Origin of the sequence: Knoellia aerolata DSM 18566 (assembly GCF_000768695.1) — a bacterium.
In the GTDB taxonomy this organism is placed as follows: domain Bacteria; phylum Actinomycetota; class Actinomycetes; order Actinomycetales; family Dermatophilaceae; genus Knoellia; species Knoellia aerolata.
The window spans coordinates 22,074-38,973 of the sequence record NZ_AVPL01000036.1 but is presented as its reverse complement, the minus strand read 5'-3'; the positions used below and the strand labels follow the sequence as shown (position 1 = coordinate 38,973).

General features: G+C 72.6%; 17 protein-coding genes and 1 tRNA gene. 13 read left to right on the top strand and 5 right to left on the bottom strand.

Features of this window, described 5'->3' with window-relative positions; translation table 11 throughout:
• On the bottom strand, positions 1-911 hold a 911-nt coding region (locus N801_RS12760), incomplete at its 3' end, for an NAD-dependent epimerase/dehydratase family protein (protein ID WP_035938392.1).
• Positions 912-1,004: 93 nt separating this feature from the next.
• Between N801_RS12760 and N801_RS12755 the strand changes: the two genes are divergently transcribed.
• Positions 1,005-1,937, top strand: coding sequence for a 4-(cytidine 5'-diphospho)-2-C-methyl-D-erythritol kinase (locus tag N801_RS12755; RefSeq protein ID WP_035938372.1), 933 nt, complete (start codon positions 1,005-1,007; stop codon positions 1,935-1,937).
• Positions 1,937-3,799: an ABC-F family ATP-binding cassette domain-containing protein gene (locus N801_RS12750; RefSeq protein ID WP_035938370.1), complete on the top strand. Its 1,863-nt coding sequence runs from the start codon at positions 1,937-1,939 to the stop codon at positions 3,797-3,799. Before N801_RS12755 ends, N801_RS12750 begins: the two co-directional genes overlap by 1 nt.
• Positions 3,800-3,958: 159 nt before the next feature.
• Here N801_RS12750 and N801_RS12745 read toward each other — a convergent pair whose 3' ends face one another.
• Positions 3,959-4,453, bottom strand: a complete 495-nt coding sequence (locus N801_RS12745; RefSeq protein WP_035938368.1) for a MarR family winged helix-turn-helix transcriptional regulator — start codon at positions 4,451-4,453, stop codon at positions 3,959-3,961.
• A 106-nt stretch (positions 4,454-4,559) separates the two neighbouring features.
• Between N801_RS12745 and N801_RS12740 the strand changes: the two genes are divergently transcribed.
• Positions 4,560-5,375, top strand: coding sequence for a methyltransferase domain-containing protein (locus N801_RS12740; RefSeq protein WP_035938366.1), 816 nt, complete (start codon positions 4,560-4,562; stop codon positions 5,373-5,375).
• Positions 5,372-5,758 carry a VOC family protein gene (locus N801_RS12735; protein WP_035938365.1) on the top strand — a complete coding sequence of 129 codons (387 nt, stop codon included), beginning with the start codon at positions 5,372-5,374 and terminating at the stop codon, positions 5,756-5,758. Before N801_RS12740 ends, N801_RS12735 begins: the two co-directional genes overlap by 4 nt.
• Before the next feature lie 144 nt (positions 5,759-5,902).
• Here the strand turns inward: N801_RS12735 and N801_RS12730 are convergent, their stop codons facing one another.
• Positions 5,903-6,499, bottom strand: coding sequence for a TetR/AcrR family transcriptional regulator (locus N801_RS12730; RefSeq protein ID WP_035938362.1), 597 nt, complete (start codon positions 6,497-6,499; stop codon positions 5,903-5,905).
• Between the two features lie 149 nt (positions 6,500-6,648).
• Between N801_RS12730 and N801_RS12725 the strand changes: the two genes are divergently transcribed.
• A tRNA-Gln gene (locus N801_RS12725) sits at positions 6,649-6,727 on the top strand.
• 4 nt (positions 6,728-6,731) lie between these two features.
• Here N801_RS12725 and N801_RS12720 read toward each other — a convergent pair.
• Entirely contained in the window at positions 6,732-7,247 is a 516-nt protein-coding gene (locus N801_RS12720) for a dihydrofolate reductase family protein (protein WP_035938360.1), read from the bottom strand.
• Between the two features lie 125 nt (positions 7,248-7,372).
• Here N801_RS12720 and glmU point away from each other — a divergent pair, with 125 nt between their 5' ends.
• Together glmU and N801_RS12710 are read left to right on the top strand one after the other, a co-directional pair.
• Positions 7,373-8,863, top strand: a complete 1,491-nt coding sequence (gene glmU, locus N801_RS12715; protein WP_035938357.1) for a bifunctional UDP-N-acetylglucosamine diphosphorylase/glucosamine-1-phosphate N-acetyltransferase GlmU — start codon at positions 7,373-7,375, stop codon at positions 8,861-8,863.
• Positions 8,860-9,864, top strand: a complete 1,005-nt coding sequence (locus N801_RS12710; RefSeq protein WP_035938355.1) for a ribose-phosphate diphosphokinase — start codon at positions 8,860-8,862, stop codon at positions 9,862-9,864. The genes glmU and N801_RS12710 overlap by 4 nt, the downstream gene beginning before the upstream one ends.
• A 19-nt stretch (positions 9,865-9,883) precedes the next feature.
• On the opposite strand, the gene N801_RS12705 is transcribed toward N801_RS12710, so the two are convergent.
• Positions 9,884-10,435: a CGNR zinc finger domain-containing protein gene (locus N801_RS12705; protein ID WP_035938354.1), complete on the bottom strand. Its 552-nt coding sequence runs from the start codon at positions 10,433-10,435 to the stop codon at positions 9,884-9,886.
• A gap of 81 nt (positions 10,436-10,516) precedes the next feature.
• Here N801_RS12705 and N801_RS12700 point away from each other — a divergent pair, with 81 nt between their 5' ends.
• The 6 genes from N801_RS12700 (at position 10,517) to N801_RS12675 (ending at position 16,898) form a co-directional block, all read left to right on the top strand.
• The gene (locus tag N801_RS12700) at positions 10,517-11,551 is read left to right on the top strand and encodes an EamA family transporter (protein WP_035938351.1); all 1,035 of its coding nucleotides are present in this window, start codon (positions 10,517-10,519) and stop codon (positions 11,549-11,551) included.
• Positions 11,552-11,771: 220 nt separating this feature from the next.
• A complete protein-coding gene (locus N801_RS12695) occupies positions 11,772-12,464 on the top strand; it encodes a 50S ribosomal protein L25/general stress protein Ctc (protein ID WP_035938348.1) in 693 nt (230 codons plus the stop codon).
• 151 nt (positions 12,465-12,615) lie between these two features.
• Complete coding sequence (gene pth, locus N801_RS12690; RefSeq protein ID WP_035938346.1) at positions 12,616-13,209, top strand: aminoacyl-tRNA hydrolase; 594 nt, start codon at positions 12,616-12,618, stop codon at positions 13,207-13,209.
• 73 nt (positions 13,210-13,282) lie between these two features.
• Complete coding sequence (locus N801_RS12685; RefSeq protein WP_035938344.1) at positions 13,283-13,954, top strand: acetyltransferase; 672 nt, start codon at positions 13,283-13,285, stop codon at positions 13,952-13,954.
• 293 nt (positions 13,955-14,247) lie between these two features.
• On the top strand, positions 14,248-15,570 hold the full coding sequence (locus tag N801_RS12680) for a UDP-glucose dehydrogenase family protein (protein WP_035938342.1): 1,323 nt from the start codon (positions 14,248-14,250) through the stop codon (positions 15,568-15,570).
• Positions 15,567-16,898: a glycosyltransferase family 4 protein gene (locus N801_RS12675; protein ID WP_084108890.1), complete on the top strand. Its 1,332-nt coding sequence runs from the start codon at positions 15,567-15,569 to the stop codon at positions 16,896-16,898. The genes N801_RS12680 and N801_RS12675 overlap by 4 nt, the downstream gene beginning before the upstream one ends.
• Positions 16,899-16,900: the final 2 nt, after the last annotated feature.

Sequence of the window (16,900 nt, the reverse complement as noted above, 5' to 3'; positions counted from 1 at the left end):
GCCGCGTCCCGCAGCGTCTCCGCCACCGGCCGGCAGGCGAGCCCGGCCGCCCGGGCCGCGGCGCCCGTGTGCCCGCCGAACCCGCGCCACTGCGGGTCCGAGATCCACAGCGGCAGGCTGTCCGCCCCCATCCACTCCTGCACGCCGTGCTCGGCGAGCCAGTCCGCCGACGCGGCGACGACCGGCCCCTCGTGTCCCGCGACGTCACGGGCCGCCGACAGCAGGCCGCCGAGCGTGTTCGGTTCGCCCACCGCGTCGAAGACCCCGCAGGTCCCGGACGCGGCGCACCGCACCAGCCAGCTCGCGAGGTCGCGCACGTCCACGAGGGACATCGGCAGGTCCGGGTCGTCGGGCGTGAGGACCGCCCCGCCGACGCCCACGGGGTGGGCGAACCGCCACGGCCACCAGCCCGAGCGTCCCGACCAGTCGCCCGGCCCGCCGATGAGCCCGGCCCGGGCCACGAGGGCGCGGTCGCCGAAGCCGTCGAGCACGGCCCCCTCGCACGCCACCTTGGCCTCGCCGTACACCTCCATGCCGGTCATGACGTCACCGTCCAGGGGCGGAAGCAGCGGCACGCTCTCGTCGGACCCGGGACGGGAGTGGACGGCATACACGTTGCCGGTCGAGACGAAGACGAAGTGGTCGGCGACGGGGCCGAGGTCGCCGACCGCGCGCCGGACCTGACCGGGCTGGCGCGAGACGTCGACGACGGCATCCCAGTGGGCGTCGCCGTCGGTGACGCCGCGCAGCCCGTCGGGGCCGTCCCGGTCGCCGCGCACCCACGTGGCGCCGTCGGGCGGGGGGCCGGCGGTGCCCCGCGCCAGGCAGGTCACGTCGTGGCCCTCGGCGATGGCGTGCGCCGCCACCGCGCGCCCGAGCATGGCCGTCCCACCGAGCACGAGGAGTCGCATGCCCACAGTCGACTCGTCCCGTCGACCGCGCGCCACCGTGTTCGCTGACAGCGTGGATGTGGCAGGGCGTCGGCCCGTGACTAGTGTGGCCGCATGACCTCGGCGTACTCGGACCCCGCGCCCGTCACGGTGCGCGTCCCGGCCAAGGTCAACCTCGAGCTCCTCGTCGGCCCGGCTCGCGACGACGGGTTCCACACCCTCTCGACCGTCTACCAGGCGGTCAGCCTCCACGACGACGTCACCGTGGCCCTCGACGACGACTGGGGCTGCAGCGTCCACGGGCCCTACGCCGACGTCGTCCCGAGCGGGGCGTCCAACCTCGCCCTGCGGGCGGCCCGGCTGCTCGCCGACGAGACCGCGATCGACACCCCGGTCCACGTGAGCATCGTCAAGTCGATCCCCGTCGCCGGGGGCATGGCCGGCGGGTCGGCCGACGCCGCCGCCACCCTCGTCGCGTGCGACCGGCTGTGGTCGCTCGGCCTGAGCACCGAGGAGCTGGAGGAGTATGCCGCGGAGCTCGGCTCCGACGTGCCCTTCCTCATCCGCGGCGGCACCGCCATGGGCAGCGGCCGGGGGGAGCGGCTCGCCCCGGTGCTCGCCCGGGGGAGCTACCACTGGGTCTTCGCGATCAGCGACATCGGGCTGTCCACCCCGGAGGTCTACGCCGAGTGCGACGCCCTGCGCGGTGACACCCCCGTGCCGGACCCGGTGCCCAACCCCGAGCTCATGTCCGCGCTGCGCACCGGCGACCCGCACGTCCTCGCCCGCCAGCTGACCAACGACCTCCAGCCGGCGGCGATCTCGCTGCGCCCCGAGCTCGGCGAGCTCCTCAAGAGCGGCCTGGCGTTCGGCGCCCTCGGTGGCGTCGTCTCCGGGTCCGGGCCGACGGTGGCCTTCCTCGTCGAGGACGTCGAGGCCGCGATCGACCTCACCGTCGCCCTCACCGCGACCGGGGCCGCCCGCGAGGTCCGCAAGGCCGTCGGTCCCGTCCACGGAGCCCACGTCATCCCGGCCCGGGTCGACTAGTGGCCGTCCTCATCTCGGTCGAGCGCGCTGCCCTCGCGCTCGGCACCGCCCAGGTGCTCGACGGCGTCTCGCTCGGCGTCTCCGGCGGCGACCGGATCGGCGTCGTCGGGCGCAACGGCGGCGGCAAGACCACCCTGCTGCGGGTCATCGCCGGGGAGCTCGGCGTCGACAGCGGTCGGGTGGCCCGGCTCGGCGGCGCGACCGTGGGCGTGCTCACCCAGGACGACTCCCTCGACCCGCAGGCCACCGTGCGCGAGGCCGTCCTCGGAGGCCGCGCCGAACACGTGTGGGCGGGCGACTCGCGCATCCGCGACGTCCTCACCGGCCTGCTCGGCGGCATCGACGCGCCCGCCGTGAGCGGGCTCGACTCGACGGTGGCCGGCAAGTCCGGTGGGGAGCGGCGCCGGCTCGGGCTGGCCAAGCTGCTCGTCGACGACCCCGACGTGCTGCTCCTCGACGAGCCGACGAACCACCTCGACGTCGAGGGCGTCGCGTGGCTCGCCGAGCACCTCGTGCACCACCGCTCGCGCCCCGACAACGCCTTCGTCGCCATCACCCACGACCGGTGGTTCCTCGACGCCATCGCCACCCGGACGTGGGAGGTCGTCGACGGCCAGGTGAACGGCTTCGACGGCGGCTACGCGGCATACGTCCTCGCCAAGGCCGAGCGCGAGCGGATGGCCAAGGTCACCGCCGACCGCCGCAACAACCTGCTCCGCAAGGAGCTCGCGTGGCTGCGGCGCGGCCCGCCCGCACGCACGACGAAGCCGAAGTTCCGCATCGACGCCGCCAACGCCCTCATCGAGGACGAGCCGGCGCCGCGCAACGATGTCGAGCTCATGGCGTTCGCGACGAGCCGGCTCGGCAAGGACGTCATCGACCTGCTCGACGCGACCGTCACCGCCGGTGACCGGGTCCTCCTCGACCACCTCACCTGGCACCTCGCGCCCGGCGCCCGCATCGGCATCGTCGGGGTCAACGGCTCCGGCAAGTCGACCCTGCTGCGCGCGATCGCCGGCGAGATCCCGCTCGCGTCGGGCAAGCGCAAGGAGGGCATCACCGTCCGGATCGGCCACCTCACCCAGGAGGTGCGCGAGCTGGACCGGCTGCGCGACGCGCGCGTCATCGAGGCCGTCGAGGAGGTCCGCAAGGTCACGGTGCTCGGCGGCAAGGAGGTCAGTGCGTCCTCGCTCGCGAAGCGGCTCGGCTTCCCCGGGCCGCGCCAGCAGGTGCGCGTCGGTGACCTCTCCGGAGGGGAGCGGCGCCGGCTCCAGGTGCTGCGCCTGCTCATGGACGAGCCCAACGTGCTGCTCCTCGACGAGCCGACCAACGACCTCGACATCGAGACGCTCACCGCCCTCGAGGACGTCCTCGACGGGTGGGCCGGCACGCTCCTCGTCGTCTCGCACGACCGCTACCTGCTCGAGCGGGTCGCCGACCAGCAGGTGGCGCTGCTCGGCGACGGCCGGGTGCGCCAGCTTCCCGGCGGGGTCGAGGAGTACCTCCGGCTCCGCGCCACCGTCAGCCCGTCGTATGCCGTCGCCGCACCCGCCGCCGGGACCTCGTCGTCGTCCTCCGACTCGCAACGTCAGCGGGAAGGGTCGATGGAACGACCCTCTGCGCTGACGCAACCCGCGGCGAGCCCGGCGGAGCAGCGCGACGCCCGCAAGGTCATGGCCCGGGTGGAGAAGCAGCTGTCGAAGCTCGCCGCCCGCGAGGAGCGCATCCACGCGGCGATGACCGAGCACGTCAGCGACCACGCGAAGGTGCTCGAGCTCAACCAGGAGCTGCGCGGGATCGTCGACGAGCGCGAGGTCCTCGAGCTGGAGTGGCTCGAGGCCGCCGACGTCCTCGAACCCTGAGCCCAGCCGCCCCGGTCCGCCGCCCACCCCTTGCGTCCGCAACCTTGGCCGCGAACCCGACCACAGTTGCGGACGCACCACGTCCGCCGGCTGCGTGCGTCCGCAACCCTGGTCGCGAACCCGACCACAGTTGCGGACGCAAGGGCGGGCGGGGGTCGGTCAGGGACGTTCGATGGAGGCGAGCAGCGCGCGGAGCTGACCGGCCAGGGGGCCGCGGTCGGCCTGGGGGAGCTCGGCGAGCAGGCCCCGCTCGTGCGTGAGCAGGTCGTCGAGGGCGGCGTCGACGGCGCGCATCCCCTCGGGCGTGAGCCGCACGATGACGCCACGCCGGTCGCGCGGGTCGGGGTGGCGCTCGACGTAGCCGCGGGTGAGGAGGCGGTCGACCCGGTTGGTCATCGTCCCGCTCGTCACGAGCGTCTCGGAGACGAGCTGTCCCGGGGAGAGCTCGTAGGGCGCGCCGGCGCGGCGGAGCGCGGACAGCACGTCGAACTCCCAGCCGTCGAGACCGTGCTCGGCGAAGGCCGCCCCACGGGCGAGGTCGAGGCGCCGGGCCAGGCGCGAGACCCGGCTGAGGATCTCGAGCGGCGTGACGTCGAGCTCGGGTCGCTCACGACGCCATGCCGAGACGATACGGTCGACATCATCCTCGGGCATGGGGGTGACTGTACTCCCGTCAAGTATCTTGACATCAAGATACGTCTCGCGGGAGGGTTGGGGCCGAGCGGCCGGTCGGTCGCCGGAGACGGGAGAGGGAGCAACGATGCGCGCACAGCCCAGCTGGGACCCCGCGGCATACGCACGGTTCGGGGAGCAGCGCAGCCGCCCGTTCGCCGACCTCCTCGCGCAGGTGCGGGCCGACGAGCCCGAGCTCGTCGTCGACCTCGGCTGCGGCCACGGTCCGGCCACGCTCACGCTCGCCCGGCTGTGGCCGAACGCCCGCGTCGTCGGCGTCGACGGGGCCGAGTCGATGCTCGAGGCGGCGCGTGCCCTCGACACCGAGGGGCGCGTCGAGTGGGTCCAGGCAGACCTCGCCGACTGGGACCCGGCGACCTTGGGCCAGGCCCCGGACGTCATCGTCACCAACTCCACGCTCCAGTGGGTGCCGGGTCACCTCAACCTGCTGCCGACGTGGGTCGACGCCCTCGCCCCCGGCGGCTGGCTCGCGCTCCAGGTGCCCAACAACTTCGACGCCCCGAGCCACGCCCTCATGCGGGCGACCGCAGCCACACACGCGCGCGCCAACGAGCTGCTCGCAGCGCTCGACCTCCCGGCGGTGGGCGAGCCGAAGACCTACCTCACCTTCCTCAGCCGGCTCGGCTGCACGGTCGACGCGTGGGAGACCGTCTACGCGCACGTCCTCGACCCCGACGGCGAGTCCGAGGACCCGGTGCTCGACTGGGTGAGCAGCACCGGGCTGCGGCCCGTCCTCGACATCCTCCCGGAGGGTGAGGAGCGCAACGCCTTCCTCGAGCCGTATGCCGCTGCGCTGCGTGAGGCGTACCCGCGCAGCGAGATCGGGGTCCTGTTCCCGTTCCGCCGCGTCTTCGCCGTGGCCCGCCGGAAGCAGGGGTCATGACCGTCCTCGGGATTCACCACGTCCAGGTCGCCTGCCCCCCCGGGACCGAGGATCTGCTGCGCCACTTCTACGGGGTCGTCTGCGGGATGCCCGAGATCGCCAAGCCGCCGGTGCTCGCCGCCCGCGGAGGCGTCTGGTTCGCCGTCGGCGAGCAGGAGCTCCACTGCGGCGTCGAGGACGGGTTCGCCGCGGCCCGCAAGGCGCACCCGTGCTTCGGGGTCGACGACGTCTCCGGGCTCGCGGCCGCGATCGCCGGAGCCGGGGGAGAGGTGCGCTGGAACCACGAGGTCCCCGGCGCGCAGCGCTTCCACACCGACGACCCGGTGGGCAACCGCATCGAGTTCCAGCAGGTCCGCGCCCCCAAGCTCGACTTCACCGTCTGACCACTGACTCGCGCCCGGGCCCCCGACTTATTGCGCATTCCGGCCGTACGAACCGCACTCCAGTGCCGTTCGTGCGGCCGGAATGCGCAATAAGTCGCGCTGCTGGGACCGGAATGCGCAATAAGTCGGGAAGCGGGAGGGGGGTCAGTCGTGGGTGATCTGGGGCTTGGCCTCGAGGCCGGTGAGGCCGTTCCAGGCGAGGTTGACGAGCCCGGCGGCGACGTCGCGCTTCTTCGCCTTGGGGTTCTCCAGCCACCACTGGCCGGTGAGCGCGACCATGCCGACGAGCATCTGCGCGTACATCGGCGCCTGCTTCGGGTCGAGGTCGCGCGAGGTGAACTGGGCCGCGAGCAGGTGCTCGACCTGCGAGGCGACGTCGGAGATGAGCGAGGCGAAGTTGCCGGTCTGCTGCCCGGGCGGCGAGTCGCGCACGAGGATGCGGAAGCCGTCGGTCGAGGTCTCGATGTAGTCGAGCAGCGCCATGGCCGCCCGCTCGAGCAGGGCGCGCGAGCCGCCCTCGGAGGTCAGCGCGCCGGCGATCGCCCCGAGGAGGGACTGGATCTCGCGGTCGACGACGACGGCGTACAGCCCCTCCTTGCCCCCGAAGTGCTCGTACACCACCGGCTTGGAGACCCCGGCCGCGCTGGCGATCTCCTCGACGGTCGTCGCCTCGTAGCCGCGGTTCGCGAAGAGCTTGCGCCCGATGCCGATGAGCTGCTCACGTCGCTGCGCCCCGGTCATCCGCCCCCGCGGAGTGCGCGCCTTGGCCACTGCCTCGTCTCGACTCACTCGCACCATTGTGCCCTGCGCCGGTCGGGCGGCCGCCGTCGCCTCTGTGCAGGTCAACTACCCTTGGGCGTCGTATGCCGTGGGCTCGCCTCGCGCATCGTTCCCCGGTTGGTCTGCCGGCAGGGCCCGCCTGACTTTGAATCAGGACTAGCGACGTAGGTTCGACTCCTACCCGGGGAGCAGGTCAGCGCACGACCGAGTAGCGGCCGCACATGAAGTCGCGGTTGCGGGCCACCTCCTCGAGCCTCAGCTCCACGTGACGTGGCAGCACCGGCGCACCGGCGCCGATGGTCACCGGTGCGTACTGGACCCACACCTCGTCGAGCAGCCCGGCGTCGTGGAACTGCCCGACGAGGTCGCCGCCGCCGATGAGCCAGACGTCCTTGTCGCCGGCGGTCTCGACCATCTGCGCGTGCGCCTCTGCGACGTCGGCCGTGGTGAACCGCACCTGTTCGGACGCCGGGAAGTCCCGGTGGGTGAAGACCCACGTCGGCTTCGGGGACCAGCCCTGCGGGTCGTGGTCGAGCAGCCACCGCCACGTCGATGCGCCCATGGCGCACGCACCGATCCGGGGGGAGAAGGTGTCGTAGCCCATCGGGCCGTCGCCGTCGATGTCGCGGGACATGAGCCAGTCGAGCGAGTGCTCCGGCGTCGCGATGAAGCCGTCCAGGGTGCATCCGGTGTAGTAGATCGTCGCCATCGCTCCACGATGGCACCGCCCGCCGACAACCGACAGGTGGAAGCGCGAACGGGCGAGGACGGCACACCGCCGACTCGTCGGTACAGTGGCGCGGTACGCCGCCGCGATCTTCGGGAGCCCACCTCGTGACCACTGCTCGGCCCGCCGCCGTCATCATCCTCGCCGCTGGTGAGGGGACCCGGATGAAGTCAGCCACCCCCAAGGTGCTGCACCGGATCGGGGGGCGCAGTCTCGTCGGGCACGCCATCGTCGCGGCCCGCGCGACGAACCCCCATCACCTCGCCGTCGTCGTCCGGCACGAGCGTGACCTCGTCGCCAGCCACATCGGTGAGGTCGACGCCACCGCGACGATCGCCGACCAGGACGACGTCAAGGGCACCGGTCGCGCCACCGAGTGCGCCCTGGACGCCCTGCCGACCGAGCTCAGCGGGACCGTCCTCGTCACCTACGGCGACGTGCCGCTCCTCACCGGCGAGACGCTCGTCGACCTCGTCGCCCGCCACGAGGAGTCCGGCAGCGCGGCGACGGTCATCACCGCGCACCTCGCCGACCCGCAGGGGTACGGCCGGATCGTCCGCGACGCCGACGGGAGTGTCGCCGGCATCGTCGAGCAGAAGGACGCCACCGAGGAGCAGCGGGCGATCACCGAGATCAACTCCGGCATCTACGCGTTCGACGTCGAGGTGCTCCGTGAGGCGCTCGGACAGGTCGGCACCGACAACGCGCAGGGCGAGAAGTACCTCACCGACGTCCTCAGCATCGCCCGCGACGCCGGCAAGAGGGTCAGCGCCCACGTCATCGACGACCTCTGGCAGACCGAGGGCGTCAACGACCGCGTCCAGCTCGCCGCCCTGGGCCGTGAGCTCAACCGGCGCAACAACGAGTCGTGGATGCGCGACGGCGTGACGATCGTCGACCCCGCCACGACGTGGATCGACAGCGACGTCTCGATCGGCCGGGACGCGACGATCCTGCCCGGCACGCAGCTGCTCGGCGCCACCTCGGTCGGTGCCGGCGCGCGGATCGGGCCCGACACCACCCTCACCGACACCGAGGTGGGCGAGGGCGCCGAGGTCAAGCGGACCGAGGCCAACCTCGCGAAGATCGGACCCGGGGCCACGGTCGGGCCCTACTCCTACCTCCGGCCCGGCACCGTCCTCGGCGCGAAGGGCAAGATCGGCGGCTTCGTCGAGACGAAGAACGCCGTCATCGGCGACGGCGCCAAGGTCCCGCACCTCACCTACTGCGGCGACGCGACGATCGGCGAGGGCGCCAACATCGGCGCGGGCACGATCTTCGCCAACTACGACGGTGTTGCCAAGCACCACACGACCATCGGCCGGCACTCGTTCGTCGGCTCCGACACGGTCCTCGTCGCACCGGTCGACGTCGCCGACGGCGCCTACGTCGCGGCCGGCAGCGCCCTCACCGGTGACGTCGAGCCCGGCCAGATCGCCGTGGCCCGCGGGCGCCAGCGCAACGTCGACGGCTGGGTCGCCCGGGCCCGCGCCGGCACCCCGACCGCGGCGGCCGCCGCGGCGGCCACGGAGGCGGGCACCCGGCATACGGGATCGTCCGCGGACTCGACCGCCGACGAGGGAGAGGCCCCAGCATGACGAAGGAAGACCGCCCGAAGTCCGCGAACATCCGCAAGAAGCCCAAGAAGCAGCTGATGATGTTCTCCGGCCGCTCCCACCCGGGGCTCGCCCAGGAGATCGCGGCGCTCATCGGCACCGAGCTCGTCCCGACGAGCGCCTACAACTTCGCCAACGGCGAGATCTACGTGCGCTATGAGGAGTCCGTGCGCGGCTCCGACGCGTTCGTCATCCAGAGCCACAGCGCGCCGCTCAACGAGGCGATCATGGAGCACCTCATCATGATCGACGCGCTCAAGCGGGCCAGCGCCAAGCGGATCACCGTCGTCATGCCGTTCTACGGGTACGCCCGCCAGGACAAGAAGCACCGCGGTCGTGAGCCGATCTCGGCCCGTCTCATGGCTGACCTGTTCAGGACCGCGGGCGCCGACCGGCTCATCGCCGTCGACCTGCACACGGACCAGATCCAGGGGTTCTTCGACGGCCCGGTCGACCACCTTATGGCGCAGCCGGTGCTGTCGGACTACGTGTCGGCCAAGTACGGCCACGAGGACCTCGCGGTCGTCTCGCCCGACGCCGGCCGCATCAAGGTCGCCGAGCAGTGGTCCAAGCGCCTCGGCGGGGTGCCGCTGGCCTTCATCCACAAGACGCGCGACGTCAACCAGCCCAACCAGGCCGTCGCCAACCGCGTCGTCGGAGAGGTCAAGGGGCGCGTCTGCGTCCTCGTCGACGACATGATCGACACCGGCGGCACGATCGCCAAGGCCGCCGACGCGCTCAGGGCCGACGGCGCCAAGGACGTCATCATCGCGGCGACGCACGCGATCCTCTCGGCGCCGGCCACAGAACGGCTGCGCGACTGCGCCGCCCGCGAGGTCATCGTCACCAACACGCTCCCCATCGCGCCGGAGAGCGAGTTCGAGGGTCTCACCGTGCTGTCGATCGCCCCGCTCATCAGCGCGGCGATCAAGGAGGTCTTCGAGGACGGGTCGGTGACGAGCCTCTTCGGGGGCCGCGCCTGACCCCGGTCCCGGCTCGCCGTCAGGTGGTGTGCCTGCGCAGGCGGTATGCCGCGACGTGGGCCTTGTTGGCGCACGTCCCGTCGCAGTAGCGCCGGCTCCGGTTCTTCGTGAGGTCGATGACGACGTCGCCGCAGTCGTCGGCGGCGCAGACCCGCAGCCGCTCGGTCTCGCCGGCGCGGATGAGGTCGGTGACGGCCATCGCCACCTCGACCGCCACCCGCGTGGCGATGGGGGCGTCGTCGTCGGTCGCGTGGATGTGCCAGCCGAGGTCGTCGTGCCGGACCACCCGGGGGAGGGCGCGGTGCTCGGCGAGCAGCTCGTTGACGCCCTCGACGAGCCCCTCCACGTCCCGGGTCCACAGCTCGCGCAGCCGGGGCCGCAGCGCGTGCACCGCCTCGAGCTCGGCGCGGGTCCGGGGCCGCCCCCCGCTCCACTCCCAGCGGTCGAGGTGGCGCACGAGCGCCTCGAGCGTCGGCAGGTCCTCCTCGGCGGAGTCGCCGAAACCGGGCTCGGTGTTGATGAGCTCGGCGGCGTGCTGGAGCGAGAGCTCCGTGTCATGGGCAAAAACCATCTTGACTCCTGACAGCGGGCGGGTCTAGCGTGGCGGAGGTAAGGGTCAAGGCCATAGTTTACTCCTGACAGAGGTGAGTCCGTGAACGCCGGAACCCCGCACCGCTCCGCCCGCAGCGTGCTGCTCGGACTCCTCCTCGTCGTGCTCGCGTCGGCGTCGTTCGGCACGTCGGGCGCGTTCGCGAAGGCCCTGCTTCTCGCCGGCTGGTCGCCCGCCGGCGTCGTCACCTGGCGCGTGGGCATCGCCGCCGTCCTCCTCGTGCCGGTGGCGGCCTGGGCCGTGCGGGGGCGCTGGTACCTGCTGCGCCGCAACGCCGGCGCCGTCACGGCCTTCGGCCTCGTCGCGGTCGCGGGCTGCCAGTTCGCCTACTTCAACGCCGTCGAGACGCTCTCCATCGCGGTCGCCCTGCTCCTCGAGTACCTCGGCAGCGTCCTCGTCGTCGGCTGGATGTGGGCGCGTCACGGACGTCGTCCCACCCGGCTCACCCTCGCCGGTGTCGCCCTGTCGGTGCTCGGCCTGGCCCTCGTCCTCGACGTCTTCTCGGGCGTGCAGATCTCCTGGGTCGGTGTCGTCTGGGGCCTGCTCGCCGCGGTCGGCCTCGCGACGTTCTACGTGTCGTCGAGCCACGACCACGAGGAGTCGCTCCCGCCACTGGCGCTCGCGGGCTTCGGGCTGGGCGTCGGTGCGCTGGCGCTCGTGGCCGCCAGCGCCACGGGGCTCATCGACTACGCCACGGCCCGCGACAGCGTGCAGATCGCCGGCCTCGCCACCGCGTGGTGGGTGCCGATCGCCGAGCTCGCCGTGGTCGCGGCCGCCTTCGCCTACGCCGTCGGTGTCATGGGCACTCGGCTCGTCGGCGCCACGGTCGCGAGCTTCGTCGGCCTCTCCGAGGTCCTCTTCGCGATCCTCGTCGCCTGGGTCCTCCTCGACGAGCTGCCCGGCTGGATCCAGCTCGCCGGCGGGCTGCTCATCCTCGCCGGGGTCGTCGGCGTGCGGCTCGGCGAGCCCAAGGACGACGGCGACGACGACGGTGGGCGGACGGCATACCCGCAGGTCGGTGACCCGAGCGAGGCGGCCACGAAGGCCGATTGGCCTGCCCCCCACCCGGTCGCCTAGACTCTCGGGGTTGCCTCGGCGAGGGACGCTGCACCGGCCAGAGATGTTCGGTCGCACGTCCGTGATCGACGCGGTGGTCATCGAAGTCACAGGTCGTGGACCCCTGGCTCTCCGTGGACCAGCGCGCCTGTCCGTGCCGTGTCCCGCGTCGAGGCCACCGCTGCGTCGAGTCCACTCGACGTCCACCTGACCGATTCGCCCCGATCTCCAGGAGACTCCCGTGTCCAACGACACCATCACGCTGCAGGCCGAGGCCCGCTCCCAGTTCGGCAAGGGCGCGGCCCGCAAGATCCGCCGCGACCACAAGATCCCCGCCGTCATGTACGGCCACGGCGCCGACCCGGTGCACATCACGCTTCCGGGCCACGACGCGATGATGGCGCTCAAGAACCCGAACGCGCTCCTCACGATCGTCCTCGACGGCACGGAGCAGATGGCCCTGGCCAAGGACGTCCAGCGCGACCCGATCAAGCCGGTCATCGAGCACGTCGACCTCGTCATCGTCCGCAAGGGCGAGAAGGTCACCGTCGACGTCTCCGTGCACCTCGAGGGCGAGGCCGCCCCCGAGACGGTCGTCACGCTCGACAACTCGAGCCTGCAGGTCGAGGCCGAGGCCACCAACATCCCCGAGTCGATCACCGTCTCGGTCGAGGGCCTCACGGCCGGCACCCAGATCCTCGCCGGCGCCGTCGAGCTGCCCGCGGGCGCCACGCTCGTCACCGACGCCGAGATGCTCGTCGTCAACGTCACCCAGCAGATCTCCGCGGAGGCCCTCGAGGCCGAGCTCGCCGAGGCCGAGGCCGAGGCCGGCATCGAGCACGAGGAGTCCGACGCCGACGTCGAGGCCGCCGAGGGCGAGGCTGCCGAGGGCGAGTCCGCCGAGGGCGGCGCCGAGACGTCCGAGGACGCCTGAGCCTCCACGCTCCACGCTCCACCCGGCAGGCCCGGTCCGTATGCGGACCGGGCCTGCCGGCGTCTGCGCGGATGGTGAGGTTCCTGACCAACCACGCAGACGCGCGCGGGAGTTTGGGGGCGGGCGGGAGCGGACGGCATACTCGTCGGTTGTGAGTGAGACATGGCTGGTCATCGGGCTGGGCAACCCCGGGCCGACGTATGCCGGCAACCGCCACAACGTGGGCGCGATGGTCGTCGACGAGCTCGCCACGAGGACGCGGAGCCCGCTGCGGTCCCACAAGGCCCGCGCGGCCGCGGCGCAGGTCCGCATCGGCACCGGCGCGGGTGGCGTGCCCGGCCCGTCAGCGGTCATCGCGGTGCCCAGCAGCTTCATGAACGAGTCCGGAGGGCCGGTGAAGGCGCTCATGGGGTTCTTCTCGGTCGAGCCCGATCGACTCGTCGTCGTCCACGACGAGCTCGACATCCCGGCGGGTGACGTGCGCCTCAAGCTCGGCGGCGGCGAGGGCGGCCACAACGGGCTGCGCTCGATCTCGAAGTCGCTCGGCACCCGCGACTACCTGCGCGTCCGGGTCGGCATCGGGCGCCCGCCCGGCCGTCAGGACCCCGCGGACTTCGTCCTCAAGGACTTCTCGCCGACCGAGCGCAAGGAGCTGCCCTTCCTTCTCGGGGACGCGGCCGACGCCGTCGAGATGCTCGTGTCGCACGGGCTACTCGACACCCAGCAGAAGTTCCACTCCGCCTGACCCCAGCGAGCCATTGCGGCAGCATGGGGGGAGGCGAACGCTTGGAGATCACCGACGCCGAAGGGGTCGTCACATGGATGCTCGGCACGTCGCGCCGCTGCTCCTCATCGGGGCGAGCGGGCTCGCGGTCGAGGTGGCCGAGTGCGCCCGGCTGCTCGGGCGCGAGGTCGTCGGCTGCCTCGAGGACGACCCCGGGCTCGCCGGCGCGACCCGTCCGGGAGGGCTGCAGGTCCTCGGCACCACCGACGCCATCGGCACGATCGACGCCCTCAGCCAGTCGGAGGAGACCCAGATCGTCGTCTGCGTCGGGCTCGGCTCGGCACGGCGCCGGGTCGTCGAACGGCTTGTCGACGGAGGCGTGGACCCGCGCCGGTTCGGCACGCTCGTGCACCCGTCCGCCGTGGTGCCCGTCGGTGCGGACGTCGGCCCCGGGACGGTCCTGCTGGCCGGTGTGGTCGTCACCGCACCCATCACCATCGGCGCCCACGTCGTCGCGATGCCCCACGTGACCCTGACGCACGACGACGTCGTCGAGGACTACGTCACCCTCGCCGCCGGGGTGAGTCTCGGCGGGGGTGTGCGCGTCGGCGCGGAGGCCTACCTCGGGATGAACAGCTCGGTCCTGCCGAACGTCAAGGTCGGCGCCGGCTCGACGCTGGGGATGGGCGCGGTGCTGCTCACCGACCTCCCGCCCGGGGAGACCTGGGCCGGGGTCCCGGCCGCCCGCCTCGACGGCGCAGACTGACGGTCCGGAGCGGGCCCGGCTGGCCCAGGCTCTCTAGCCCCGCAGGATGAGGGCTCCCCCCCAAACCTGTCCATTTCCGCCGGGGGTTCGGACGCCGTGCAACGCCGCGCCTAACGTCGGTCACCTGGTGAGTCAGCCCGCCATTTCGCAACAACACTGTGGGGACGTGACGCGATGCGGGCTGGGTGGCGAGGCGATGTCGAACGCGGGACCGGGGTGGGGGACGGCGGGCTCGACGGGGGCGGGCCGGTGCCGCCTCTCGGGGGCCGGCTGGGCGTCGGGGAGGTGCCGTCATGAGGGTCGCCATCTTCGGTCTCGGGTACGTCGGAACCGTGACGGCCGCCGGCCTGGCCTCGCGGGGCCACGACGTCGTGGGGGTCGACGTCGACGCCGGCAAGGTCGCGGCGATCAACGCCGGCACCAGCCCGGTCGTCGAGCCCGGTGTCGACCTCCTCGTCACCCGGGCGGTCGAGGCGGGACGGCTGCGGGCGACCACGGACGTCCGGCAGGCGCTGGACCGGGCGGAGGTCTCGCTGGTCTGCGTCGGCACGCCCTCCAGGCCGCGCGGGGACACCGACCTCTCCTTCATCACCAGGGCCCTGTCGGACCTGCGCGAGGCGATGGTCGAGGCGTCCCCCCCGCCGTCGGGATTCCACTCGGTCGTCATCCGCTCCACCGTGCCGCCGGGGACCGGGAGGTCGGTCGTCGCTCCGGCGTTCGCCCCGGAGCTGCTGCCCCCGGGCTGGTCGGTGGGCACGGCCATGTGCCCGGAGTTCCTGCGCGAGGGCTGCGGGGTGGAGGACTTCTTCGCGCCGCCGTTCGTCGTCGTGGGGACCGACGCGGCGCGGACACGCGAGAGCTGTGAACGGCTCTTCGACTTCCTCGACCTCGACCTCCACCACGTCGACGTCGCGACCGCCGAGTCGCTCAAGTACGCGTGCAACGCCTTCCACGCGGTCAAGGTGACCTTCGCCAACGAGATGGGCCGGATCTTCTCGCAGTTCGGGGTCGACTCCCGCACCGTGATGGAGCTCTTCTGCGAGGACCACAAGCTCAACATCTCGCCGTCCTACCTGCGGCCCGGGTTCGCGTTCGGGGGCTCGTGCCTCCCGAAGGACGTGCGGGCACTGCAGAGCATGGCCCGGGCGAGCGGTGTCGACCTTCCCCTCGTGAGCTCGACCCTGACGAGCAACGAGCTGACGGTCCGCTCGCTCGTCGACCGGGTGCTCGAGTCCGGGCACCGCCGCGTCGCCATCCTGGGCCTCAGCTTCAAGATGGACACCGACGACCTGCGCGAGAGCCCCAACCTCGAGATCGCGGAGCGCTTCGTCGGCAAGGGGCTCGACGTCCGCATCTACGACCCGGTCGTCAACCCCGCCAAGCTCGTCGGCGCCAACCTCCGGCACTTCCAGACCAAGCTCCCGCACGTCAACCGGCTCCTCGCGGACAGCCCCGACCTCGCCCTCGAGGACGCCGAGGTCGTCGTCGTGGCCACCTCGGACCCGGCCTGTCTCGCGGCCCTGCGACGCGCCCACCCCCTGCTCGTCATCGACATCAACGGACGCCTCGGTGCGGACGTCGAGCACATCGCCGGCTACGAGGGCGTGGGCTGGTGAGCACACGGTCCGTCCCGCCGCCCGCCCGACCTCGGGTGGTCATCATCGTCCAGAACCTTCCGGTCCCGTTCGACCGGAGGGTGTGGCTCGAGTGCCAGTCGCTCGTCGGGCAGGGGTACGACGTCACCGTCGTCTGCCCGCAGGGAGAGGGCACCGGGCCGTCGCAGGTCGTCGACGGGGTGCGGATCCTCGCCTACCCCCCGTACGCACCCGGGGGCGGTGCGGCCGGCTACGTCCTCGAGTACGCGTGGTCGTTCCTCGCAACGGCCCGCCTCGTGGGCACCGCTCGGCGCAGCGGCCGGTTCGACGTCCTGCAGGCGTGCAACCCACCCGACATCTTCTGGCCGATCGCGCGCTGGCTGCGCGGTCGCGACGGCACCCGCTTCGTCTTCGACCACCACGACCTCTGCCCGGAGCTCTACCTCTCCCGCTTCGGTGACGACGCGGGGGCCGCCTACCGGGGCCTGCTCTTCCTGGAACGGCAGACGTTCCGCACCGCGGACCGTGTCACGTCGACGAACGAGTCGTATGCCGCGATCGCCACCTCCCGGGGTGGCAAGGACCCCCGCCACGTGAGGGTCGTGCGCACCGGCCCCGACCCGGAGCGGCTCCGCCGGCAGGAGCCGGCCCCGCACCACCGTCGCGGGCGTCCGCACCTCGTGGCCTACCTCGGGGTCATGGGCCCGCAGGACGGTGTCGACCTCGCCCTCGCGGCGGCCGACGTCATCGTCAACGAGATGGGCCGCGACGACATCGCGTTCACGTTCATGGGCTCGGGTGACTGCCATGGTGACCTCGTGCGCCGCCGGGACGAGCTCGGCCTCACCGCGGTCGTCGACCTCCCCGGCCGGGTCCCCGACGCGTTCGTCGCCGAGGTCCTGTCGACGGCCGACGTGGGGCTGTCGCCGGACCCGCTCAACCCGCTCAACGACGTGTCGACGATGAACAAGACGATGGAGTACATGGCCTTCGGCCTTCCCGTCGTCGCGTTCGACCTGGCCGAGACGCGCGTGTCCGCCGCCGACGCCGCTCGCTACGTGCGCCCGAACGACGTCGTGGAGTACGCCCGTGCGGTCGTCGCCCTCGTCGACGACCCGGCGGCCCGCGCGCAGATGGGGCGCCTGGGGCGGGAGCGGGTGGAGCAGCACCTCGCCTGGGAGCACCAGCGGCAGGGGTACCTGCGGGTGTTCGACGAGCTCGTGGGGCGGGGCACCCCCGCCGGGGTGGCCGAGGCCGGCGCGACGACCGAGGCGACCGAGGCGACCGAGGCGGGCCACGCGGGCGTCGCGCACGACGCGAGCGTCGCGCTCGCGGACGTGGAGGCCTGAGC

Excerpts from the sequence above, each read along its gene's own strand:
- N801_RS12735 (WP_035938365.1), top strand. The coding sequence starts at position 5,372 with ATGACCGTCCTCGGGATTCACCACGTCCAGGTCGCCTGCCCCCCCGGG.
- N801_RS12710 (WP_035938355.1), top strand. The coding sequence starts at position 8,860 with ATGACGAAGGAAGACCGCCCGAAGTCCGCGAACATCCGCAAGAAGCCC.
- N801_RS12730 (WP_035938362.1), bottom strand. The coding sequence starts at position 6,499 with ATGACCGGGGCGCAGCGACGTGAGCAGCTCATCGGCATCGGGCGCAAG.
- N801_RS12755 (WP_035938372.1), top strand. The coding sequence starts at position 1,005 with ATGACCTCGGCGTACTCGGACCCCGCGCCCGTCACGGTGCGCGTCCCG.
- N801_RS12705 (WP_035938354.1), bottom strand. The coding sequence starts at position 10,435 with ATGGTTTTTGCCCATGACACGGAGCTCTCGCTCCAGCACGCCGCCGAG.
- N801_RS12740 (WP_035938366.1), top strand. The coding sequence starts at position 4,560 with ATGCGCGCACAGCCCAGCTGGGACCCCGCGGCATACGCACGGTTCGGG.
- N801_RS12745 (WP_035938368.1), bottom strand. The coding sequence starts at position 4,453 with ATGCCCGAGGATGATGTCGACCGTATCGTCTCGGCATGGCGTCGTGAG.
- N801_RS12680 (WP_035938342.1), top strand. The coding sequence starts at position 14,248 with ATGAGGGTCGCCATCTTCGGTCTCGGGTACGTCGGAACCGTGACGGCC.
- N801_RS12685 (WP_035938344.1), top strand. The coding sequence starts at position 13,283 with ATGGATGCTCGGCACGTCGCGCCGCTGCTCCTCATCGGGGCGAGCGGG.
- N801_RS12720 (WP_035938360.1), bottom strand. The coding sequence starts at position 7,247 with ATGGCGACGATCTACTACACCGGATGCACCCTGGACGGCTTCATCGCG.